This window comes from Actinomadura bangladeshensis, from assembly GCF_004348335.1.
Lineage (GTDB): Bacteria > Actinomycetota > Actinomycetes > Streptosporangiales > Streptosporangiaceae > Spirillospora > Spirillospora bangladeshensis.
On the sequence record NZ_SMJW01000001.1, the window covers coordinates 104,505 to 126,077 of the forward strand.

Annotated in this window: 17 protein-coding genes and 1 pseudogene; 3 read left to right on the plus strand and 15 right to left on the minus strand. The window is 71.7% G+C overall.

What is annotated here, in order from left to right:
* The first annotated feature begins 25 nt into the window (after positions 1-25).
* The 3 genes and pseudogenes from E1284_RS00520 to E1284_RS00530 all read left to right on the plus strand — a co-directional run bounded on the left by E1284_RS00520 (position 26) and on the right by E1284_RS00530 (position 2,353).
* Positions 26-1,216, plus strand: a complete 1,191-nt coding sequence (locus E1284_RS00520) for a serine hydrolase domain-containing protein (protein WP_207923463.1) — start codon at positions 26-28, stop codon at positions 1,214-1,216.
* Positions 1,217-1,363: 147 nt separating this feature from the next.
* Positions 1,364-1,552: pseudogene (locus E1284_RS43890) on the plus strand (DUF6444 domain-containing protein); the annotation flags it as partial.
* Between the two features lie 261 nt (positions 1,553-1,813).
* Positions 1,814-2,353 carry a DoxX family protein gene (locus E1284_RS00530; protein WP_131935887.1) on the plus strand — a complete coding sequence of 180 codons (540 nt, stop codon included), beginning with the start codon at positions 1,814-1,816 and terminating at the stop codon, positions 2,351-2,353.
* 602 nt (positions 2,354-2,955) lie between these two features.
* Here E1284_RS00530 and E1284_RS00535 read toward each other — a convergent pair.
* The 15 genes from E1284_RS00535 to E1284_RS00610 all read right to left on the minus strand — a co-directional run bounded on the left by E1284_RS00535 (position 2,956) and on the right by E1284_RS00610 (position 21,421).
* Complete coding sequence (locus E1284_RS00535; protein ID WP_131935888.1) at positions 2,956-3,201, minus strand: hypothetical protein; 246 nt, start codon at positions 3,199-3,201, stop codon at positions 2,956-2,958.
* A gap of 12 nt (positions 3,202-3,213) precedes the next feature.
* Positions 3,214-4,236, minus strand: coding sequence for an acyl-CoA dehydrogenase family protein (locus tag E1284_RS00540; protein WP_131935889.1), 1,023 nt, complete (start codon positions 4,234-4,236; stop codon positions 3,214-3,216).
* A complete protein-coding gene (locus E1284_RS00545; protein WP_131935890.1) occupies positions 4,233-5,408 on the minus strand; it encodes an acyl-CoA dehydrogenase family protein in 1,176 nt (391 codons plus the stop codon). The genes E1284_RS00540 and E1284_RS00545 overlap by 4 nt, the downstream gene beginning before the upstream one ends.
* The gene (locus tag E1284_RS00550) at positions 5,405-6,553 is read right to left on the minus strand and encodes a thiolase C-terminal domain-containing protein (protein WP_131935891.1); all 1,149 of its coding nucleotides are present in this window, start codon (positions 6,551-6,553) and stop codon (positions 5,405-5,407) included. Before E1284_RS00550 ends, E1284_RS00545 begins: the two co-directional genes overlap by 4 nt.
* Positions 6,550-6,972 carry a Zn-ribbon domain-containing OB-fold protein gene (locus E1284_RS00555; RefSeq protein WP_131935892.1) on the minus strand — a complete coding sequence of 141 codons (423 nt, stop codon included), beginning with the start codon at positions 6,970-6,972 and terminating at the stop codon, positions 6,550-6,552. The genes E1284_RS00550 and E1284_RS00555 overlap by 4 nt, the downstream gene beginning before the upstream one ends.
* Before the next feature lie 3 nt (positions 6,973-6,975).
* Positions 6,976-7,887: an SDR family oxidoreductase gene (locus E1284_RS00560; RefSeq protein ID WP_131935893.1), complete on the minus strand. Its 912-nt coding sequence runs from the start codon at positions 7,885-7,887 to the stop codon at positions 6,976-6,978.
* Positions 7,888-8,140: 253 nt separating this feature from the next.
* Positions 8,141-9,628, minus strand: coding sequence for a class I adenylate-forming enzyme family protein (locus tag E1284_RS00570; RefSeq protein WP_165965065.1), 1,488 nt, complete (start codon positions 9,626-9,628; stop codon positions 8,141-8,143).
* 14 nt (positions 9,629-9,642) lie between these two features.
* Positions 9,643-10,443, minus strand: coding sequence for an SDR family NAD(P)-dependent oxidoreductase (locus E1284_RS00575; protein WP_131935895.1), 801 nt, complete (start codon positions 10,441-10,443; stop codon positions 9,643-9,645).
* Between the two features lie 24 nt (positions 10,444-10,467).
* On the minus strand, positions 10,468-11,901 hold the full coding sequence (locus E1284_RS00580; protein WP_165965066.1) for an amidase: 1,434 nt from the start codon (positions 11,899-11,901) through the stop codon (positions 10,468-10,470).
* A gap of 94 nt (positions 11,902-11,995) precedes the next feature.
* Positions 11,996-13,330: a flavin monoamine oxidase family protein gene (locus E1284_RS00585; protein WP_243714168.1), complete on the minus strand. Its 1,335-nt coding sequence runs from the start codon at positions 13,328-13,330 to the stop codon at positions 11,996-11,998.
* Positions 13,314-15,605 carry a N,N-dimethylformamidase beta subunit family domain-containing protein gene (locus E1284_RS42825; RefSeq protein ID WP_131935898.1) on the minus strand — a complete coding sequence of 764 codons (2,292 nt, stop codon included), beginning with the start codon at positions 15,603-15,605 and terminating at the stop codon, positions 13,314-13,316. Before E1284_RS42825 ends, E1284_RS00585 begins: the two co-directional genes overlap by 17 nt.
* Before the next feature lie 14 nt (positions 15,606-15,619).
* Entirely contained in the window at positions 15,620-16,459 is an 840-nt protein-coding gene (locus tag E1284_RS00595) for a carbohydrate ABC transporter permease (protein WP_131935899.1), read from the minus strand.
* On the minus strand, positions 16,459-17,298 hold the full coding sequence (locus E1284_RS00600) for a carbohydrate ABC transporter permease (protein WP_131935900.1): 840 nt from the start codon (positions 17,296-17,298) through the stop codon (positions 16,459-16,461). The genes E1284_RS00595 and E1284_RS00600 overlap by 1 nt, the downstream gene beginning before the upstream one ends.
* 77 nt (positions 17,299-17,375) lie before the next feature.
* Positions 17,376-18,650: an ABC transporter substrate-binding protein gene (locus tag E1284_RS00605; protein ID WP_131935901.1), complete on the minus strand. Its 1,275-nt coding sequence runs from the start codon at positions 18,648-18,650 to the stop codon at positions 17,376-17,378.
* Complete coding sequence (locus tag E1284_RS00610; RefSeq protein WP_165965067.1) at positions 18,647-21,421, minus strand: family 78 glycoside hydrolase catalytic domain; 2,775 nt, start codon at positions 21,419-21,421, stop codon at positions 18,647-18,649. The genes E1284_RS00605 and E1284_RS00610 overlap by 4 nt, the downstream gene beginning before the upstream one ends.
* Positions 21,422-21,573 lie beyond the last annotated feature (152 nt).

The following is a 21,573-nucleotide window of genomic DNA, read 5'->3' on the forward strand; positions in this document are numbered from 1 at the left end:
CGGGCACCGCGAACGACAGGACGTGATGATGACGAACAGCGAGAACGTCGAGAAGACGGTCACCGACCTCGACGGTGAGATCGATGCCGCCCTGGACCTGGCCCGCGAGCGCGGCGAGGTGGGTCTGCAGGTGACGGCCTACCTGCGGGGGGAGCTGGTGGTCGACGCCTGGGCCGGCAGCGCGGACAAGGCCGGCGACGTGCCCGTCGACGGTTCGACACTGTTCCCCGTGTTCTCCGTGACGAAGGGGGTCACCGCCACCGCGCTGCACCTGCAGGCCGAACGTGGCCTGGTGGACTACGACGCACCCGTCGTCCGGTACTGGCCGGAATACGGCCAGAACGGCAAGGACCGGACCACGGTCCGCGACGTGCTCGCGCACCGCTCCGGCGCTCCCCAGATGCCCGCCGACGTGACGACCGAGCGCATGGCGGACTGGGACTGGATGGTCACCGCGCTCGCCGCCGAGACCCCGCTGTTCCCGCCCGGTGAGGTGAACTGCTACCACTCCATCAACTGGGGCTGGCTCGTCGGGGAGATCGTGTGCCGCACCGACTCCGACCACCGCTCCTTCGGACAGTTCGTGCAGGACGAGTTGTGCGCCCCGCTCGGGATCGAGGACCTGTTCATCGGGCTGCCGGAGAAGGAGGACGGACGGGTCGCGGAACTCGTCGACGACACGGCCTTCGGCAGGACGTCCGGTGCCGGACGAACTCCCCTGCAGCAGCAGGCCATGCCACCCGCCGCGGCCCCGACCGCCGAGGTCTTCAGCCGACCCGAGGTCTGGCGGGCCCAGATCCCGGGCGCGGGCGGCATCATGAACGCGAGGTCGGCCGCCCGCCTGTACGCCATGATCGCGTGCGGCGGGCGGCTCGGGGACGTTCGGATGCTCTCGGAGGGCCGGCTCCGCTCCCTGCTGGAACCGCGGCCGGACGCCGACAAGCCGGACCTGGTCAGCGGCGTGCCCCGGATGCTCGGGCTCGGCGGCTACTACGTCGGGGGCCAGTCACCGCCCGCCAACGCCCTCTACGCCGGCTCGACCTCGATCCTGGGTCATCCGGGGGCCGGCAGCAGCAACGCCTGGGCCGACCTGGACAGCGGGTTGGCCGTCGCCATCACCCACAACCGGATGTTCGACGAGCCCCCCGACCGGGACGCCCACCCCTTCATCCCGATCGTGGACGTGCTCCGGCGCTTCGCCCGGCAGAACGGCTGACCGCGCCGCGCCGATCCTGCTCCGAGCCCAGTCCGGGGAGGAACGCGCCGGCGACGCCTCGAGGCCTCCGCCGGACGCGCTCGCCCCTTTGGACCGGCACCGTGGTCGTGGTGGGCGCCGGGGAGTTGGAGGCACGGCTGGTGGGCGATGTCGATGCTGGAGCAGGCGAACGCGCGGATCGCTGAACTTGAGGCGCAGGTGGCGTCCGATAGCCGGAACTCCTCTAAGCCCCCGTCCTCGGATGGGCTGGACAAGCCGCAGCCCGAACCGAAGTCGTTACGGGGCCTTAGTGGCCGCCGGCCCGGTGGGCAGGGCGGGCATCGTGGGCAGACATTATGCGATGTGTGCACCTATCGCTAATCGTGTGCACAGCGTAGCGGAGAGCGATGAATCGGCACAGAAGAAGCGATCGACACACTTCGCCACCAGGGCGATTTCAAAGTAGTTGGGTGAGGGATTGTTGTGACGCTATGTGAGCATGAGCATCAGAAGTACAGTCATGTACCAATGGGTGGGACATGGTGAACGCCGCAGAGCACCGCGGCGTGTCTAGCAATCGTGCATATAATGCCAGCACCCCAAGGGAAGGCGCTTTGAATGGCAGTTGACACGTCGGGCATCGACATCGCATCCCTGGTACTGCGGGTCTCCGTGGGCGGCACGCTTCTCGCCCATGGCTGGAACCACGCCTTCGGCGGCGGGAAGATCGAGGGCACGGCGGGCTGGTTCGAATCCATGGGCCTACGGCCGGGCCGGCTCCACGCACTGATGGCGACCGGGACCGAAATCGGCGCGGGCGTCCTGCTGCTGCTCGGCCTGCTCACCCCGCTGGCCGCCGCCGGCGCGGTCGGCACGATGGCCGTCGCGTTCATCACCGCCCATCTGAGCAACGGCTTCTTCATCTTTCGTCCCGGCCAGGGCTATGAGTACGTCCTCATGATCATCATGGTGGCGTGCGCGCTCGGTGCGCTGGGTGGCGGCGCAGCCTCCCTCGACCGGACGCTCGGGATCTCCGGTGACCTGTCCGGCTGGTTGGGCCTCACCATCACCGTCCTTGTCGGCGGCCTTGGCGCCGCCGCCCTTCTGGCGGTGTTCTGGCGCCCCGCCAGACGACCCGCGGAGAAGATCGAAGCCTAGAGTAGGGCCCATGACGGGTGGCCTGGTGCTGAGCGGTGTGTGAGTTCTCTTGGACCGGCGCGACCTACTCCTCGCCGAGGAGGACGCGGCTCGGCCGGCGACCGAGATATGCCCGGATCACCTGGTCGACCTCATCCGCCTGACGGACGGGTGGATCACCGGGGCCGGCCTGTTGGCGCGGCTCGGCGCAACGCCCGCCGAGCCGCCCTCACCAGTGCTCGTCCCGCTCATTGAGGCCCGCGTCCTGGCCCTCTTCCGACGAGCAGGATCTGCTGCTGGGACCGGCTGTCGCAGGGCGACATGGCTGGCCTGCTCCGTCGCCCTGCCGCCCTCTAAAGTCGACACTAGGCTGTATATGAGACCTATCTTGTCCGTCGGCATGGACCGTGAGTACCGCGAACAGGCCCGCCTGCGAGCGACCAGCGACTTCGCGGAAGGAGTCGCCGCCTCCTTTCAACGCCGCCCACCGAACTTCACCGGCACCATCCCCGAATAGGCAGGCCTTATATGGGATCCGTGTTTTCGGGCAGTCCCAAGTTCGTCGAGAAGCCCGGTGTGGTGGGCTTCCTCGCCTTTGAACCCACGTCCGGTCAGGGAGGTAGTCAAGCGCTTTTTGCTGTCCGACGGCGGCCGGGAGGGTCACTGAGATGCCGCACGACCGGGGTCTGGCAGCGAAACAGGCGGAGGGCTCGGGAGTAGAGTTCGGACGAGTCGTCCAAGAGGGCCTTGCGGTGGTTCGGTCGGCTGAATTCGGCACCGGACGTGTCGAAGAAGTTCTCCGGCGGGCGCCGGAACTCGACCACGGCGATGTGGCCGGCGATGTCGACGCGGACATCTTCGGTCATCATTTCTCCCGGGACTCAGAGCTGAAACAACCCATCGAGATGGGTGGCGGGGTCGCCTAGTAGATACTGGGCCGCCTTGGCGCGCCGGTAGTAGAGATGAAGCTCGTGTTCCCAGGTGAATCCCATGCCGCCATGAAAATGTATGGCTTGGTCGGCGGCGTGGAAGGCGGTCATCGAGGCCAGGGCCAGGGCTGCGGCCTCGGCCAGTTCCGCGGGCTCGACGTCGGCCGCCCAGGCCGCGTGACGGACCGCGGACTCGGCCAGTTCGCAGTCGACGTAGAGGTCGGCCAGCGCGTGCTTGACCGCCTGGAACGAGCCGATGGGCCGGCCGAACTGCACGCGGGTCCGCGCGTACTGCACGGTCATCTCCAGGCACCTGCGGGCCACTCCGAGTTGTTCGGCGGCGAGGCCGACGGCCGTGAGGTTCCAGGCGGTCTCGAGCGTCCGTACCGGGTCGGCGCAGGACAGCGGGCGGCCGACGGCACCGGCCAGCTCGATTCGGGCGGCGCCCCGAGTGAGATCGAGAGTGGTCAGAGGTCGCCGGACCAGGTCGGCGGCGTCCACGGCGAAGATTTCGTGGTGGTCGGTTACGACCAGGAGGACGTCAGCCAGATGTCCATCGACCACGCACGGGAAGTGCCCCTGCAAGCGGTTGTCCGCATCGGCGGTGACGGGTCCCGCCGCGGGGCCCCACCATGGGGCTGCGATGACGATCGTGTCCCCGGAGGCGATGTCGGTCAGCAGGTCGGCGGTTCCGTCCAACTGGACAAGGAGTGTTGCGGCGAGCACCGAGGAGGACAGGAACGGGGCGGGGAGCAGCGCGGCTCCCATCTCCTCGAGGACGACTGCCAGTTCGGCGGCTCCCGCCCCTGCTCCGCCGTGCCGTTCCGGCACGATGAGGCCGGTCACGCCCAGTTCTGTGGCCAGGCGGCGCCATGTCTCCTGATCGGGACCGTCGGCGGGTGGCGGGGCCGCGGCCAGGAACCGGCGCACGGCATCGCGGAGGTGCTCCTGCTCTTCGGTCGGCACCAGGCTCATGCGGATCCTTTCGCGCGCAGGTCCGAGAAGGGAATGTCACGGTCGGCGGCGGGCTCGCGGGGCAGGCCGAGCACCCGGTCACCGATGATCTGCCGCTGGATCTCGTCGGTGCCTCCCGCGATGCGGGTGGACGGGGCGTCGAGGAGAGCGGCGGCGAGCCGGGCAGCCGAGTCGTCACCCGGCTCCCACGCCAGCGCGGTGTGGCCGGCGATGTCGGCGATGGCGTCGGCGGAAAGCCGGGCGAGCCGTCCGGCGGCCAGTTTGCCGGCCGAGCCGCGCGGGCCGATCGAGCGGCCCACCCGTGCTTCCGCCGAGTGCCTGGCCGCCAGCAGTTCCGCGAGCCGTTCCGCCCGGTAGACCTCGGCCAGGCGGCGGCGGACGTGCCGGTCGCCGGCGACGCCGCGGGCACGGGCCAGTGCGGCGAGCGCGGCGTGGGAGGCCGGATGGCCGCGGGGTATCCGCAGATCGGAGATGGTGATCCGCTCATGGCCGAGCATCCGCACCGCCGCGTCCCAGCCTTCGCCGACCTCGCCGACCACGGCGCCGGCGGGCAGCCGGACGCCGTCGAAGAACACCTCGTTGAATCGGACGGCGCCGGTCATGTCGCGCAGTGGCCTGACCTGCACGCCAGGGGAGGCCATGTCCACGACGAACATGGTGATCCCGCGGTGCTTGGGCACGCCGGGGTCGGTACGAGCCAGCAACGCGCCCCACTCGGCGTACTCGGCCCGGGACGTCCACACCTTCTGACCGTCCAGGATCCAGCCGTCGCCGTCACGGCGCGCCCGCGTGGCCAGCCCTGCGACGTCCGAGCCCGCGCCGGGTTCGGAGAAGAGCTGGCACCAGATCTCCTCGCCGCGCATCATCGGCCGCAGGAAGCGCCGCTTCTGCTCGGAGGTTCCGAGGTCCAGCAGTGTGGGGCCGACCATGCCGAGCCCGATGAGGAAGGGTTTGGTGGGCAGCGGGTAGTCCTGGGCGAGCTCGTCGAACGTGCGTTGTTCGACTCGGGTGAGGCCCTGGCCGCCGTACTCGGCGGGCCAGGTGATGCCGGCGAATCCGGCGTCGTGCAGTTTCCCCTGGAAGAGCCGCGCCTCCGCCACATCGGTGATGGGCTCACGGGGGGCGTGCTCGGCCAGCCAGGCGTCGGCCCGGGCGGAGAAGTCTTCGGTCATGTGTCCTCCTTGGAGTGGTTGGCGAGGACGAGCGTCGCGGCCGAGGTGAAGATGCCGCCCACTCCCTGCACGACGCTGAGTTCTACGCCGTCCACCTGGCGGTACGCCTCCCCGCGCAGTTGCCGGACGGACTCCTGGATCGCGAACATGCCGTACATGCCGGTGTGCGTGTAGCAGAGGCCGCCCCCGTTGGTGTTCATCGGCAGGGGACCACCGGGGGCCGTGTTGCCGTCCGCCACGAAGGCACCGGCCTCGCCGCGGCCGACGAATCCGAGGTCTTCCAGCCCGAACAGCGGCACATGCGCGAACGGGTCATAGATCATCAGATGGTCGACGTCGGCGACGGTGATACCGGCCTGGACGAAGGCCCGGCGGCTCGACTCGCGGAAGGCTCTGGAGGAGGTCAGGTCCTCCATGTGGGCGACCAGCGGACTCTCTCCCGCCTCGCCCGCACCCAGCAGATGGACGGGCGGGCGCGGCAGATCAGCGGCACGTTCGGCTGAGGTCACCACCAGGGCTGCCCCGCCGTCGGTCACGGGGCAGCATTCCAGCTTGTGGAACGGCCAGGCGACGACCCTGGAGGCCAGCACCTCCTCGACAGTGGCCTCCTTGGCCCGCCATGCCCTCGGGTTGCCGTCCGCCCAGCGGCTCTGCACGGCGGGAACCGCGGCCATCTGCTCGCGCGTGGTTCCGGTCTCGTGCAGGAAGCGCAGGGCGGGGAGGGTGAAGGCGGTGACCGCGCCGCGCACACCGTACGGGGCCTCGAACTGGCGTGGCATGGAATCGGGCGGTGTGCGCCGGGACGGCCGCCCGATCCGCGACCGCCCGGATTCGCCGTGGAGCACCAGCACGATGGAGCACAGCCCCGCGTCGATGGCCGCCGCCGCGTGGGCGACGTGCACCAGGAATGAGCAACCGCCCACGCTGGTGCCATCGTGCCAGGACGGATCGACGCCGATGTGGTGCGCGATGTCGATCGGCGAATGCCAGGCGGTGGCGATGCCGTCCACATCGGCCGGGGTCAAGCCGGCGTCGGCCAGCGCCAGGGCGGCCGCGCGGGCATGCAGATCCGGCTCGGACAGATCGGGCACGACGCCGATGTCGGTCTCCGCGGCACCGGCGATCGCGACCCCCCGCCGCCTCATCGGCGTTCCTCCGGCACCGGCTGGAACAAGGGCAGCGCCTGGTCACCGCGCGGCTCGAAGACGACCTCCAGCGGCATGTCCAGGGGAAGGGCCCGCGGATCGGGTGGCACGTTGACGAGATTGGTGATCATGCGCGGGCCTTCATCCAGTTCCACGATCGCGATGACGTAGGGAACGTCGTCCGCGAACCCCGGGGCGGGGACATGGTTGATGACGTACGAGCTGAGCCGGGCGTGTCCGCTCACGGTGGTCCATTCCAGCCGCGGCGAGCCGCAGAAGGGGCAGCCGATGCGCGGGTAGAACACGTGCTCGGCACAGTCCTCGCAGCGCTGGAGACGCAGCTCACCGGCTCTGGTGCCGTCCCAGTAGGGCTGCGTGGCCGGGGTGGGGACGGGCACCGGACGGGTGTCGGCGGCCATCGGTCAGCCCACCGGGACCGAGTCCAGGGCGGGCGCGGCGTTCGGCCGGGCCCGTTCGATCAGTGCCGGGAGCACATCGCCGAGTTCGCTCGGGTCCCAGCGTTCGGGGCGGTCGATCGACGGGCCGGGCCGCCAGCCCTCGGCGACGGTGATCGCGTTGCCTCTGACGCCGAACATGCGGCCCGTGACACCTCGGGAGTGCGGGCTCGCCAGCCACACCACCAGGGGGGCGATCAGGGCCGGGTCCCGCAGCGGGTCGGCCTCCCGGCCCGCGTAGGTGGAGAGGCCGGCGGTCAGGCGGGACGCCGCGGCCGGGTACACGCAGTTGACGGTGACGCCGTAGCGTTCCAGTTCGAGCGCGGCGGTGACGGTGAACCCGGCGATCCCCGCCTTCGCGGCGGCGTAGTTGCACTGGCCGGGGTTGCCGAACAGGCCACTGGACGAACTGGTGTTGATGAGCCGCGCGTCCACCGGTCCGTCCGCCTTGGCACGGGACCGCCAGTGGGCCGCGGCGTGCTGCGAGACGGCGAAAGTGCCGCGCAGGTGCACGCGGATGACGTCGTCCCAGTCGGCTTCCGTCATGTTCACCAGCATCCGGTCGCGGAGGATGCCGGCGTTGTTGATGACGACATCGAGGCGGCCGAACTCGCGCACAGCGGTCCCCACCAGGCGTCCGGCGGCCTCGTGGTCGGCGATGTCGTCGGTGTTCGCGACCGCGCGCCCCCCGGTGGCCCGGATCTCCTCGGCGACGAGGGCGGCGGGGCCGGGGTCGGCGCCGGAACCGTCCCGGGCGCCCCCGAGATCGTTGACGACGACGGCCGCTCCCTGGCGTGCCAGCTCAAGGGCGTACTCCCGGCCGATTCCCCGGCCGGCGCCGGTGACGATGGCCACGCGCCCCTGGCAGATGTCGGTCATGACGATGTTGGTCCTTTCTGGGGTTCCGTTCGCTGGTGGGCAGCCCCGTTGGGAGGGGTGACGAGTCCCGGGTCGGGCTCGACCGGATCGCGGACGCGGCGGGCCCGTGTGTGCACCGATGCCAGCTCGGAGCCGCTGTCGGGCTCGCTCATCCCGATGGCGAAGAAGCACTCGCCCCGGACGATCGCGGGCAGGAACCGCCGCCGCTCCGCAGCGCGCGGATCAACGGATCGGGCGGCTGGCGGAGACGGCCTCATGATGCGGCGCTCCGGGCCGTCAGGGCGGCGACCAGCGCGTTGCGGTCGAGCTTGCCGACCGGCGTGAGCGGGAGCCGCTGCATGATCACCACTTCGTCGGGGCGCTTCGGGCCGGCCACCCCGTCCCGGCAGTGCCGGTGGACGTCCGCGGCGGTGCAGGTGCCGACCACGGCCGCCACCACTCGCTCACCGCGGGCCTGGTCCGGGAGGCCGACGACGCCGACGCCGGCCACACCCGGACACGTCCGGATGGCGTTCTCGAGGTCGGCGGGATGGATGTTGAAGCCGCCCCGGATGATCAGTTCCTTGCGGCGCCCGGCGATGCGCAAGTGACCGTCGCCGTCAAGGCTGCCCAGGTCACCGGTGTGCAGCCAGCCGCCGCGGATCGCCTCGGCGGTGGCGGCCTCGTCCCTCCAGTAGCCCGCCATCACGGCGGGGCCGCGCACGATGATCTCTCCGATCCGGCCGGGCGGCGCGTCTCGTCCGTCCGGTTCGACGATGCGGACCTCGACCCCCTCGAAGGGGATCCCGACGCTGCCCCTGCGGTGCGGGCGGGACGGCGAGTCGCCCGCGATCAGCGTGCCCGACTCGGTCAGCCCGTACCCCTCGATCACGCGGACCGGCAGGGCGTCCTCGACGGTCTCGATGAGATCGGGCGGGCAGGGCGCACCGCCGACGTAGAGGTTGCGCAGCGAACGCAGTGCGCCCGAATGGACGTGCCCCCGGTCGAGCAGAGCCTGGAGCATGGCCGGGACGACGTCGGCGACCGTCACCCCCTCCGCCTGCACGGTGGCGGCGAAAGCGTCCGGGGCGAAGCGCCGCCGGACCAGCAGGCGCAGCGGACGCAGGTAGGTGACCAGGAAGGCGATCAGGCCGAACCCGTGCGACAGGGGAAGGGTGACCAGGCTGACGTCCTCGGGGCCGGCGTCGTCGGCGGTGGCGGCCATCGCGGCGGCGGCGGTCAGGTTGCGATGGGTGAGCATGACGCCCTTGGACCGGCCGGTGGTGCCGCCCGTGAACAGCACCGCCGCCAGATCCTCTTCGTCGCGCCCGACCGGGACGGGCTCCGCTTCCACCTCCTTCCACGAGATGTCACCGCCGTCGCCGACCAGCGGGAAGGTCCCGCCTGCGGTGGTGCGGGCCGCCCGCACGGTCTCCGCGGTGTCCGCGGACACCAGGACGGCGGCGGGTTCGGCGCTGCCCAGGATGTGCGCGACCTCGTCCGGTACCAGGGCCGGCATCAGCGGAGTGATCGCGGCACCGGCCCGCCAGATCGCCTCGTAGGCCACGAGGACGTCGACGCCATTGGCCATCATGACCCCGACACGGTCGCCTCGCCGCACGCCCCGCGCCTGGAGACCGCCGGCGAGCCGGCGGGCCCGCTCGCCGAGCCGGTGGCCGGTCCAGCTCCCCGTGTGGTCGGTGGCCCGGACTCGGTCGCCGTGTCCGGCGAGGTAGGTGTCGATCAGCTCGACGATGTGCACGTCCGTGACTCCGTTCAGAGCATGGGGATGTTGAGGCCGCCGTCGACGACCAGTTCGGCACCGGTCACATAGGACGCCTCGTCGGAGAGGAGGAAGGCCACGCAGCGGGCCACCTCCCATGGGCTGCCGACCCTGCCCAGCGGGATCCGGCCGGCCAGGTCCGGCACATGCTCGGCGGGGATCCCCGACAGTGCCCGGCGCAGCATCGTCGAGTCGATGACGCCCGGGAGGACGGTGTTGACCCGGACGTTCATCGGCGCCGCGGTGGCGGCGGCGTGCCGGGACAGGCCGAGCAGCGCCGCCTTGCTCGTGTCGTACGAGATCCCGGCGCCGCCGGTGCGGTAGGCGTTCAGCGACGACATGTTCACCACGGCGCCGCCGCCCGCCCCGGCCATCACCGGCAGTGCGTGCTGGATGGTGAGCAGGTGGCCGCGCACGTTGACCCGCATGATCTGGTCGAAGGTGTCCGCGGCGGTGTCGGCGACGCTGCCCGCGTCGGCGATGCCCACGTTGTTGACCAGCAGGTTCAGGCCGCCGAACGCCTTGACCGCCGCCGCGACCGCCGCGGCGCACTGGTCCGGGTCGGCCACGTCGCAGGCAACGGCCTCGGCCCTGCCCCCGGCGCTCCTGATCTCCTCGGCCGTCGCCTCGGCGGCCTCGGCGCGCAGGTCGGCGACCATGACGGCGGCGCCGTCCCCGGCGCAGGCCAGCGCGGCGGCCCGGCCGTTGCCGATCGGCAGCGGCTCGCCGTCGCGCGGCGGCCCGTCCGAGCCGCCGCCGATCACCAGCAGCACCTTGTCGTCGAGTCGTCCCATGGTCCGGTCCTTTCGCGTAGGGGGTCAGGCGTGCACGGGCGGGATGCGGCCGGTCCACGGCATCGCGGCCTCCAGCTGGGACGCGACGCGGATCAGCACGTCCTCGCGGCCGTGCGCGGCGCCGAACTGCACGCCGATGGGCATCCCATCGGCGGCCCAGTGCAGCGGCAGCGAGATCGCGGGCTGCCCAGTGACGTTGAACGGGACGGTGAAGGCGCTCGCCTCCATGCCGAGGCTGGAGAACGGGTCCTCCTTCGTGGGCTTGAACAGGCCGAGCGGCGGGGTCTGGCCGGTGAGCGTCGGGGTGAGCAGCAGGTCCCAGCCGTCGTCGGCCCACCACCGCTCGATCTCGCGGCCCCGCTCGCGGAGCGCGTCGACTCCGGCGGCGTACTGGACGCCGGTGACGGTGCGGCCGACCTCGGTGTAGGCCCAGGTCTGCGGTTCCATGTCGTCCTCGGAGAGCGGGCGGCCGACCAGGCGGCCGAAGCGCTCGATCTCGCGCAGCACCACCACGCCGACGCAGGGCATGAACTCCATCGGCCAGCTGCCCTGGCGGAGCACCTCGGGGAACCCGTCCCGCACATCGTGGCCGAGACCGGCGAGGACGTCGGCTACGGCGCGGGCCGCGGCCGCGCATTCGGGATCGACCGCGGTCTGCCCGGTCGGGTCCTCGGTGAGCACGCCGATGCGGAGCCGCCCGGGGTCGGCACCGACCTCCGCGGCGAACGGGCCGGGCGGTGCCCACGCCCCGAAGGCGTCGCCCGGCCGGTGGCCGCCGGTGACGTCCAGCAGCGCGGCGCAGTCCCGGACGCTGCGGGTCATCCAGCCCTCGTGCGCCATGCCGGACACGTTGTCGGAGTCGATCACCTGGGGGCCCTGCGAGACCCGGCCCCGGGTGGGCTTGAGCCCGACGACGCCGCACTTGGCCGCCGGTTCACGGACGGACCCGCCGCCGTCGCTGCCGTGGGCGACCGGGACCAGGCCCGCCGCGACCGCCGCCGCGGCGCCGCCACTGGATCCGCCGGTGGAGCGGGAGGTGTCCCAGGGGTTGCGGCAGACGCCCCAGCCGGCGGACTCGGTCGTGGCGACCAGGGCCATCTCGGAGGTGTTGGAGCGCCCGGCCAGGACGAACCCGGCCGCGCGCATCGCCTCGACGAAGTAGGTGTCGTGGTCGGCGCGCAGTCCCGCCGCGATGACGCCCTTGATGCCGGCGGCGTAGATGTCGCCCTTGGACGGCATGACCTCCTTGAGGAGGTACGGGACGCCGCGGAAGGGCCCGTCGGGGGCGTTTTCGGCCTCCGCGCGCGCCTTGTCGGCGAGCGTGACGACGACCGAGTTGAGCTGCGGGTCGATCTTGCCGATGCGGGCGAGGGTCTCCTCGACCAGCTCACCCGGGGTGATCTCGTTCCGGCGGACGAGTTCTGCTTGGCCGGTTGCGTCGATGAATGCGTCAGGCATGAGGCCCTCCCGTGACCGATCTGAATGTTCCGAAGGATGTTCAAGTGACCTGGTCATGTGTACAAATTCAGCATCGAGTGCCGCCTACCGGCTGTCAAGGGGTACCGAGGGCGGCGATGACCTCCGCTGCGGCCCGCTCCCCGGACCGCACCGCGCCCTCCATGTAGTTCATCCAGACCGCGGACGTCTCGGCTCCCGCCCAGTGGACGCGGTCGAACGGCTCGCGCAGGAGCGGGCCGTAGCGCGTCCACCCGCCCGGTCCGAAGTTGCCGCCGAAGCAGCCCCGCGTCCACGGTTCGCCCGTCCAGTCGGTCTCCAGGTACTCCGACGGCCGCGCCGCGCGTTCCCCGAAGTACCGGCCGAGCACCTCCAGCACGGCCGCGCGGCGCGCCCCGGCGGGCAGCCGGGCCAGCGCCCTCGCGTCATCTCCCTGCGAGAAGGCCACGAGCACGCCGTGGGCACCGTCGGGCGGCGAGTTGTCGAAAGTGACCGTGACGGGGCCGCGGTCGCGCATCAGGCCGCCGCTCAGTCCCTCGTCCCGCCAGAACGGGGCGCCGTAGAGGCAGTTGATCTTGATGGTCGATCCCGGCGTCATCCGCCGGTGGAGGTCGGCGCGCCCGGCCGGCGGCGGCGGGTCGTACTCGATCCGGCCGCCGAGCACGGGCGGGACGGCCACGATCGCGCGCCGGGCGCGCACCGTGAGGTCCTCGGCGAGCACCTCCACGCCGTCCGGCGTCTGCCGGACACCGCGGACGGGAGCGCCCAGGCGCAGATCGCCGGGGCCGAGTGCCCCGGCCAGCCGTACCGAGAGTTCTTGAGCGCCGCCCACGAACCTGCGTTCCTGCGCGCCGCCGGCCACCTCCGTCAGCAGGTCCACCGAACCGGCCGACCGGATGTAGGCCAGCACGTGCAGCAGTGACAGCTCCGCCGGCTCGGCAGCGAAGACCGCCGCGGTCACCATGCGCATGACGCCGAACGTGTCCGGTTCTCCGCTGCTGCGAAGCCAGTCGTCGAAGGGCCGCGCGTCCCATTCGACGGCATGCGCCGCCGCCCAGGGCGCCTCCGGCGGCAACTCCGACGCCATGCGCTCCAGGTCGGCGAGGAGCCGCTTGGCGCGCTTGTACGCCAGTCGCCCTCCCGCCAGGTCGATGCGCGTCCTGCCCGCGTGGTAGGTGGCGAACGTGGCGACGCCGAGGTCTCCGGCCAGGACGGCCAGGCGGTCCTGCGTCGGCCCGATGAACTGCCCGCCCGCCTCCACGGCGCCGCCCGGGGCGGGACGGGTCCAGGTCCGGCCGCCGACCCGGTCGCGCGCCTCGATCACCAGGGGGCGCAGCCCCGCGCGTCGCAGGTCGCGGGCCGCCACCAGCCCGGCCAGGCCCGCCCCGACCACGGCCACGTCGGCCGTCTCGTCCCTACTCAGGTCGTCCACCTCCGTGGATGGTGTCGCGGTCGGGCCCGCACAACGGCTCGCCGGAAGCGAAGGCCCTGAGAACGTTGTCGGTGATGCGGGAGATGTCGTTGTCGTAGCCGTTGTGGGCGAGCGCGCCGCACCAGGCGATGGAGCCGGTCGAGAAGACGGCGCCCCCGTTCGGATAGGGCACCAGCACGAGATCCGCCTTGACCGGCCAGTCCGCGGCCCCGATGGGAATGTCGGAGGGGTCCGACTCATAGGACGAGGAGTGGTCCGAGGGCGACGACGAGGCCAGCACGGCCGCGCCTTCGGGGGTGCCCAGTGCGGTGTCGGCCCGGTCGACCTCGTATCCGGCGGCACCGTGCTGCTGGACCAGGGAGGGATGGTCCCCGAGGAGATCGTGATCGTCCGCGATCCCCTCGAAGACGAACGCAACGTCGGGTTCGCGGCTGCGGGCACTCCGCCGGTAGGGCGCCGCACGGTCGTAACCGGCGGCCGTGAAACCCACTCCGACAAGTCCCTGCGGAGGTCGCCCGCGGTGCCGCCAGATCCCGCCCGGCTCACCGGTCGTGCTGAGGTGTCCCTCGCCGGGGCCGGCCGCCCACGCGCGGGCTCCCGCGGTGCGGCGGACCTCGATGACGTGGGGCTCTTCAGGCGAATACGACGTCACCCAGTAGAACCCGTTGCCCCCGAGGTACATCACCCGTCCGCCGGCGCGGAGATACGCCTGCACGGCGTCGAGCATCCGTTCCGACCAGTACTCGGCATGCGTGCCGATGATGACGACCTTGTAGGGCGACAGGAGTTTCGCGCCCTCGCGGTGCAGGATCTCGTCGGTGAGGATGTCGGCCTCGTGCCCCTTGTGGCCGAGCCAGTGCGTCAGGTGCAGGTCGGCCGGGAGCAGGTGCGGATAGCTGGGAACGTTCTCCCACCTCCCCGGGACGTCGGGGAACTTGAGCCGCACCTTCGGCCGCATCGTGAGGTTCGGCCGCAGCCGCGACGAATAGCACGTCCCGCTGCCGTCGTCGTGGACGTCGTACAGGCTGAGCAGCCTCATCTCCAGTTCGCCCGGCCGCAGCGGCTCGCCCTGGTCCTCCCAGGACTGGGTGGCCGCGAGGTTGGCGTAGGCGAGATAGGTCGTGCTGGGGACGAGGTAGGCGATGTCGGAATCCGCCGTGCCCGGCCTCGGGCGGACGAAGAACGGAACGTGATCCTCGGCGGTGGACGTCCGCAGCCGCGCCGCGTAGATGCCGCTCGGCAGATCCGGCGGCAGCACGAGTTCGACATCGGTCTCCCACCCCGCGTCGGTGAGGTCGTCGTCGTGGAAGTGGATCGCGCCGTACTCCCCGGGGGCGCGGTGGAAGACCGTCTCCCGGCCCGTCCAGTTCCACCCGGTCATCCCCCGGGCGGGCGTGTTCACCGTCCGGCCGTGGAACTGATTCGGGGACAGGTCGATCACGTCCCGCGTGCCGGGCCGCAGCGAGAAGTCCCATGCCGCGACCAGGCCGTCCGCACGCGCTCCGGCGGCGCCGGCGCGAGCGGACACCTCGATCGCCTCGGCGCCGAGCGGGACGCCGTAGAGGCGAGGTGCGTCGATCTTGCCGTTGAAGACCGCCGCGACCCGGCGCCCGGCGTCGTGACCCGCGATGATCAGGCGCGCTTCGTTCGGCGCCGGCCCTGGGATCGGAGCTTCGACCGCGGCCGTGGAACCGTCGCCCGGCCACCGCACCAGCGCGGTCTGACTCACCCGGACCCTTCCGGTCCCGGAGTCGTAGGACGCCGAGACCAGATGCCACCGGCCGGCGCGGAGCGGACGCCCGGTGCCGACCCGCTCGACCGTCTCACCGTCACCGGCCCAGAACTGCGCATCGCCGTCCGCGCCGATGAACAGCCCGTACCCTCGGGCCCCGTCCCATTTGGTCAGGAGGCCCTGGACGCCCTTGGCGGGTTGCGTCGGCAGCACCCAGGCATGGAGCGTGATCGCGCCGACCAGCCGCAGCAGCGGATGGTCGGCGACCTCGACGCAGGACCCGAAGTTCAGCGGCTGTTCCCGGCCGGGGTACTCGCCGGCGGCCGGGCACTCCAGTTCGGCCTCCAGGAAACCGGGGCCGGCGGGGTTCTCGTCGCCGTGCAGCAGCCGGACCAGGTCGAAGCCGAACCTGGAGGCGGTGCAGCTGACCTTGAAGGCGACGGTCTCGCCCGGGGCGGCCGTCATCGGGTCGCTGTATCCGACGATCTCGGTGGCGCGCAGTTCACCGTCGAAGGTGATGCGGTCCCGCACCTCTTCGGACATGTCCGTATCCCTCCTCACCCGCGCAGGGTGCTGACGTAGCCCTTCATGGCCGTGCGCTGCATGAACGCGTAGCCGGCCAGCACCGGGGCGAGTGCGATCAGCGTGCTGGCGAAGATCAGCGGCCAGTCGGCGGAGAACCTGCCGACCAGGGTGTAGACCGCCACGGGCAGGGTCACCCGGTCGGTGCCGCCCACGACCACCAGCGCGACGAAGAAGTCGTTCCAGACGAACAGGCCGGTCAGCGCCGCCACCACCCCGGTGGCCGGGCGGGCCAGGGGGAAGACGATCCGCGCCAGGATCCGCAGGGACGAGGCACCGTCCACCCGGGCGGCCTCCTCGTAGGCGGCCGGCAGCCCCCGGATGAACCCCGCGTACAGGAAGACGGCCAGGGGTGTCTGCAGCCCCAGGTAGACCAGGATCAGCCCGGCGCGCGTCCCGGCCAGCCCCGTGTCCACGAGGAACACGTACAGCGGGATGACGCCGAGCTGGATCGGCATGATCATCGCGAGCATGAACAGGCCGGACAGCAGCCCCGACAGCCGGGACGTCCGGCGGGCCAGCACGTAGCCGGCGGGCGCGGCCGTGAGCACGAGCAGCAGCACCACCACCGCCGTCGTCAGGACGCTGTTGAACAGGGCCTGGCCGAACGAGACCGTGCCTCCGCCCGCCTGCTCCCAGGCCTGGGCCAGGTTGGCGGTCGTCGGGCTCGACGGCGGCGCGAACGACGAACCCGCCGCCTCGCCCGGCGTCTTGAACGCCGTCGTCACGACGAAGTAGATCGGCATCAGCACCGGGATCGCCGCGACCCACAGGCCGGCCTCCCGGAACGCCGTCCATCGCGAGTACCCGTGCATCACCGGCTCCTTGAGCGCAGCAGGCGCACCTGCACGAAGCAGACGGCGAACACCAGGGCGACCAGCAGCAGGGCGACCGCCGCGCTGTAGCCGTACCGGCCGGTGACGAACGCCTGCTTGTAGACGTAGGTTCCGAGCGTCTCGCTGGCTCCGGACGGCCCGCCGCCGGTGAGCGCCATCACCTGGTCGAACGCCATGAACGCGAGGATCGTCGACAGGACCGTGCCCACCATCACCGAGGGGAGCAGCAGCGGCAGCGTGACATGGCGGAAGGACCGCCAGGCCCCGGCGCCGTCCACCGCCGCCGCCTCCAGCACCTCGGTCTGGACGCCCTGGAGGCCGGCCGTGTAGATCAGCATGTGCAGGCCGGAGAACTGCCACACCATCACCACGACGACCATCAGCAGAGCGGTCGCCGGGCTGCCCAGCCACGGATGCGCGGCGGCCCCCAGGCCGCCGGCCCGGAGCGCCTCGTTGAGCGGGCCGCCGGCGTCCAGGATGTACTTCCACACGTAGGCGACCACGAGCGGGCTCACGACCGCCGGGAGGAAGAACACGGTCCGCAGCACGTTGCGGGTCCTGAGCGAGCGGGCCAGCCCGAGCGCCAGGCCCAGCCCCACGGCGTTCACCCCGACCACGTAGAGGACGGTCAGCACCATGGTGTGGAGCAGGACGCCCCGGCCCTCCGGCTCGGTCAGGAACTCGCGGAAGTTCCCGAGCCCTGTCCAGCCCGGTGACGTCAGGCCGTCCCAGTCCGTGAACGCGTACCCCGCGCCGAGCAGCGACGGTCCCAGCAGCAGCCCGAAGCAGAGCAGGGTGGACGGTATGAGGAACGACATGGGCACCCGGTGGACGGCGCGCCGCCGGCGCCCGCCGGCAGCGCGCCGCCGGGCCGGGGCCGCCCGGTGCCCTGCCCTCAGGGCGCCGTGGGCGTCCACGCCTCGTCCATTCCCTTGAGGACGCCCTCCGGCGTCTCCTTGCCGAGGAGCAGCTTGGTCATGCCGCTGTCCAGGCGCGTCCCGACCTCTGGGTTCAGCCAGTTCTGGTCCATGATCGGGGCGGTCTTGCCGGCGGTGAGGTAGAGGGTGAGCGCCTCGGCGTAGTCGGGCACGCCCGGGTCGTCCTTGCTCGCGGGAATGCCGGGGATGCTGTCGTCGATCTCGCTGTACCTGACCCGGTTCTCCGCGTAGAAGTCGAGGAACTTGCGGGCGAGGTCGCGGTTCGCGGCCTTCCCGGGGACGGCCAGACCGCTCACGGGGGCTGACGGCACGCGCACCGCGGACGGGTCGTCGCCGCCCGGGAAGGCGAACATCGCCAGGCGCGCCTCTGGGTCACCGGCCATGAACAGCGGCATCGTCGCCGTCGGCGCGATCGCCATGAGCGACTTCCCCTGGCCGAGGGAGCGGGCGGCGGCCTCCTGCGACACACCGGTGGCGCTCTTGTCGAAGCAGCCCTCGTCCTTCATGGTGGAGAACCGTTCGATCGCCTTCTTCCAGCCAGGTGTGCCGGCGAACGTGGTCTCGCCCTTCACCCGCTGCTCGCCCGCCCGGGGGTTGTCGGCGAAGACGGTCGAGGCGGCGAGCGCGAAGACCGCCCAGCGCGCCATGGCGGACCCCTGCTGAGCGCCGAAGGCGAACGCGACCGTGCCGTCCCCCGCGGTCTCGCGGCAGATCGCCAGCACGTCCCCGAACGTCTCGGGGACCCGCAGGTCCCGCTTCTTGAAGGTCTCCGGGTTGTAGAAGACGCCGATGGACGTCGAGTCGACCGGCAGCGCGTAGGTCTTGCCCTCCTTCTTCGACACCGCCGCGCCCGGACCGGTGACCAGGTTCGTCCAGGGCGCCCCGCTGAGATCGGCGACCAGCCCCTTGTCGGCGAGCACGAGGACATTGCCCGCGTCGCCGTAGCCGAGGAGCATCCGGGCCACGTCCGGCACCCGGTTACCGCTGAGCTGCCTGCGCAGGGTCTCCGAGTACTGCGTGTACGGGGTCTTCTGCACGGTGACCTTGACTCCCGCGTTCGCCTTCTCGAACTCGGCGGCCGCCGTGTCGAGGGGATCCTTGCCCTGCCCGGTGTCCCACGCCGCGACGCGGAGTTCGCCGTCGCCGCCGGAGCCGGCGCCCCCGCAGCCGGCCGCCAGGAGCAGCGACGCCGACAGGGCCAGAGGCAGGAGCACACCGTTCGATCTCGTCATGGCCGCGTTCCTTTCGAGGTGAGGTGGAGGCGGTGGGTGCCGCCGCCCACGGTCAGGACGAGCTCGTCGCCGTCGTGCCGCGAGAAGGGCACGGGGACGCCGTCCTTGGTGAGCCGGGGGTCGCCGAGGCCGCCGCAGGGCAGCCGGATCTCCGCCTCGGCGGACGGCGGGACGGTGAGCGTCACGTGCAGCCCGCTCGCGTCGGCCCGCCAGTCGATCGCCGCGTCGCCCCGGACGGTGCGCACCCGCGCACGGGCGTGGGTGAGGCGGTGGGTGAGGCTGGGCCGGACGAGGATGCGCCGCCAGCCCGGAGCCGCCGGGGTCAGCCCCGCGACGTCGTTGTAGAGGAACTTCTCGATCATCGCCAGCAGCTTCATGTTGCGGCTGAACGTGGGGTCGCCGCCCCAGGTCTCCCAGATGGTGGTGGCGCCCCGCTCCACCTGGTCGCCCCAGCTGGGGAAGGTCGTCCGGGTGGCGATCTCGTACATCGTCTCCGCCGCCCCGCCGGTCAGCACGTGCTGCAGCGCGGCGGTGCCCATCGTCCCGGTGGAGAGGTGGCCGCCGTCGCGGGCGATCTCCTCGATCAGCCCGGACAGCGCACGGTCGCGATGCTCGTCGGGGACGAGCCCGAACCACAGCGGCATGGCGCAAGAGGTCTGCGAACCGGTGGCGTAGCTCGCGTCGGCCTCGTCGAAGAACCGCTCGTTGAAGGCGCATCGGATGTCCTCCGCCAGCTCCCGGTAGCGGGCTGCGTCGGCGGTCTCCCCGATCGTCTCGGCCGCGTCGGCGGTCATCGAGGTGACGGCGAAGAACCAGGCGGTGGAGGTCAACTCGACCGGCGTGCGCTTGGGGAAGACGCTGCACGTCCCGTCCGGCTGCGGCTCCATGTGGTCGCCGAGGCCCTCGGCGACGATGAGGCCCTCCGACCGCGACCTGAGGAACTCCACCCCGCGCCGCATCCCCGGGTAGTGCCGTTCGAGGATGGTGCGGTCGCCGTAGAAGCGGTACAGGTTCCAGGCGATGCTCGGGTACGACGTCATCGCGAAGTCGGGCTGCGCTCCGTAGGGCCAGTACATGACGTACTCGAAGTCGTCGGGCACGTCGTAGCCCTCGGGCGCCTCCATCGCGATCTTGCCGCGCCAGTGGATCGGGCAGATCAGCGGGAAGCGGCCGTCCGGGAGCTGGGTGTCGGCGAGGTCGTCCAGCCACTTGAGCCAGAACCGGGCCGCGTCGAAGTCGTACAGGTAGTCCTCGACCGCCCAGCCCGGGTCACCGACCCAGCCGACCCGCTCGTAGCGCTCGGCGGCGTCCTGGGGGAAGCCCTGGAAACTGGTGCGCAGCGTCCACAGTACGTTGCGGTGGATCTTGTTCAGGAGGGCATCGGAGCAGGTGAACTCGCCCGCCTCCGGCAGGTCGGAGTGGACGACCCGGCCCTCGGCCCCGAGCACCGCCGTCTCGGGACCCGGCGTCGTGATCTCGACATGGCGGAAGCCGTGCAAGGTGAACCTCGGCTCCCAGACCTCCTCGCCCTCTCCCTTCAGGACATAGGTGTCGGTCTGCCGTGCGGGGAGCCAGGCGTTCATGTTGGCGTCGTCGTCCGGCTCGCCGTCGCCGGTGAGTTCCCCGAAGTGCCGCAGGACGACTTCCGCGCCGGCCGGACCGGATACCCTGACCCGGGTCCAGCCCGAGAAGTGCTGGCCGAAGTCGGCGATCACGGCGCCGTCCCGGCCGGTCAGCGTGCGCACCGGCGCGAGCGTCTCGACCACACGGACCGGCTGGAGGAGCTGGGCGGTGAGGCGGGCCTCCGGCGGGTCGACGACGGTGACGGGAGCCCAGGCGGATGCGTCGAAGCCGGGCGCGTCCCAGCCCGGGGTCTCGCGCCGGGCGTCGTAGCGCTCGCCGTGGCCGTAGTCGTTGTAGGTGATGGCACCGGGCCCCGTCCGCCAGCCCTCGCCGGTGGCCACGACCGACCGGCGGCCGTCCGACGTCTCGATCTCGATCTGGAGCAGGGCGCGCGGCCGGTCTCCGTAGGGCGTTCGCGGCATCGGGCCGGGACCGACGTCCGCCTCGGCGCTGTACCAGCCGTGTCCCAGCATCAGCCCGGTCGCGTTCGCCCCGGGCTTGAGCAGGCCGGTGACGTCGTAGACGGAGTAGAGCACCCGCGGATCGGGGATGCGCGCCGGCTTGCCGTCGCCGTCGTACAAATCGGGGTCGTGGTCGTAGGAGGTGTTGGCCGGGTCGAGCACCCGGTCGCCGACGCGCTCACCGTTCAGCCGGAGCTCGTAGCAGCCGAGCGCGGCGACGTAGGCGCGGGCCCGCCGGACGTCGCCCGGCACGTCGAAGCCGGTGCGCAGCAGCGGGGAGGAGACGTCCGCGCCGCCGCCGATCCAGCGGGCCTCCCAGCCGGCCGGATCGAGCAGGCCCGTCTCGAAGCTCGCCGCCGCGGCGAACGGGCCGGGTCCGGCACCCTCGCCCCAGAGCCGGACGGTCCACCAGTACCGCCGCCGGGACGCCAGCGGGGAACCCCGGTAGGAGACGCCGTTCACTTCGCCGGTCTCGACGCGTCCGGAATCCCACGCGTCCCCGTCGCCCCGGGCCAGCCGGTCCGGGTCCGTGGCCACCAGCACCTGGTAGGCCCGCTGGGGCCCGCTGGGCACCCAGCCGAACGCCGGAGCGGCCACGTCGATGCCGAGCGGTTCCTCCAGATGCTCGCATCGCAGCCGGCCGGCGCGCGGGGGCGTCGCCGGCGTTTCGTCGCGGTGTAGGGGCATCGGCAGGCTCCGATCTGGTGGCGAGAGTGCGTCCGGCGGCCGCGGCCCCGGGGTCATGCCGTACCGATGACCTGTACGCATGACTTGGATATATGACCTGGACGCATGACCAAAACTGTTCACCGAGTATCCGCAACCCGCTCACCGGTGTC

Bases quoted from the DNA above. Each gene is read 5' to 3' on its own strand.
- E1284_RS00550 (WP_131935891.1), bottom strand. From the start codon at position 6,553: ATGAGGCGGCGGGGGGTCGCGATCGCCGGTGCCGCGGAGACCGACATC.
- E1284_RS42825 (WP_131935898.1), bottom strand. From the start codon at position 15,605: ATGTCCGAAGAGGTGCGGGACCGCATCACCTTCGACGGTGAACTGCGC.
- E1284_RS00530 (WP_131935887.1), top strand. From the start codon at position 1,814: ATGGCAGTTGACACGTCGGGCATCGACATCGCATCCCTGGTACTGCGG.
- E1284_RS00520 (WP_207923463.1), top strand. From the start codon at position 26: ATGATGACGAACAGCGAGAACGTCGAGAAGACGGTCACCGACCTCGAC.
- E1284_RS00545 (WP_131935890.1), bottom strand. From the start codon at position 5,408: ATGACCGAAGACTTCTCCGCCCGGGCCGACGCCTGGCTGGCCGAGCAC.
- E1284_RS00595 (WP_131935899.1), bottom strand. From the start codon at position 16,459: ATGCACGGGTACTCGCGATGGACGGCGTTCCGGGAGGCCGGCCTGTGG.
- E1284_RS00600 (WP_131935900.1), bottom strand. From the start codon at position 17,298: ATGTCGTTCCTCATACCGTCCACCCTGCTCTGCTTCGGGCTGCTGCTG.
- E1284_RS00560 (WP_131935893.1), bottom strand. From the start codon at position 7,887: ATGACCGACATCTGCCAGGGGCGCGTGGCCATCGTCACCGGCGCCGGC.
- E1284_RS00610 (WP_165965067.1), bottom strand. From the start codon at position 21,421: ATGCCCCTACACCGCGACGAAACGCCGGCGACGCCCCCGCGCGCCGGC.
- E1284_RS00540 (WP_131935889.1), bottom strand. From the start codon at position 4,236: ATGAGCCTGGTGCCGACCGAAGAGCAGGAGCACCTCCGCGATGCCGTG.
- E1284_RS00535 (WP_131935888.1), bottom strand. From the start codon at position 3,201: ATGATGACCGAAGATGTCCGCGTCGACATCGCCGGCCACATCGCCGTG.
- E1284_RS00555 (WP_131935892.1), bottom strand. From the start codon at position 6,972: ATGGCCGCCGACACCCGTCCGGTGCCCGTCCCCACCCCGGCCACGCAG.
- E1284_RS00575 (WP_131935895.1), bottom strand. From the start codon at position 10,443: ATGGGACGACTCGACGACAAGGTGCTGCTGGTGATCGGCGGCGGCTCG.
- E1284_RS00580 (WP_165965066.1), bottom strand. From the start codon at position 11,901: ATGCCTGACGCATTCATCGACGCAACCGGCCAAGCAGAACTCGTCCGC.
- E1284_RS00605 (WP_131935901.1), bottom strand. From the start codon at position 18,650: ATGACGAGATCGAACGGTGTGCTCCTGCCTCTGGCCCTGTCGGCGTCG.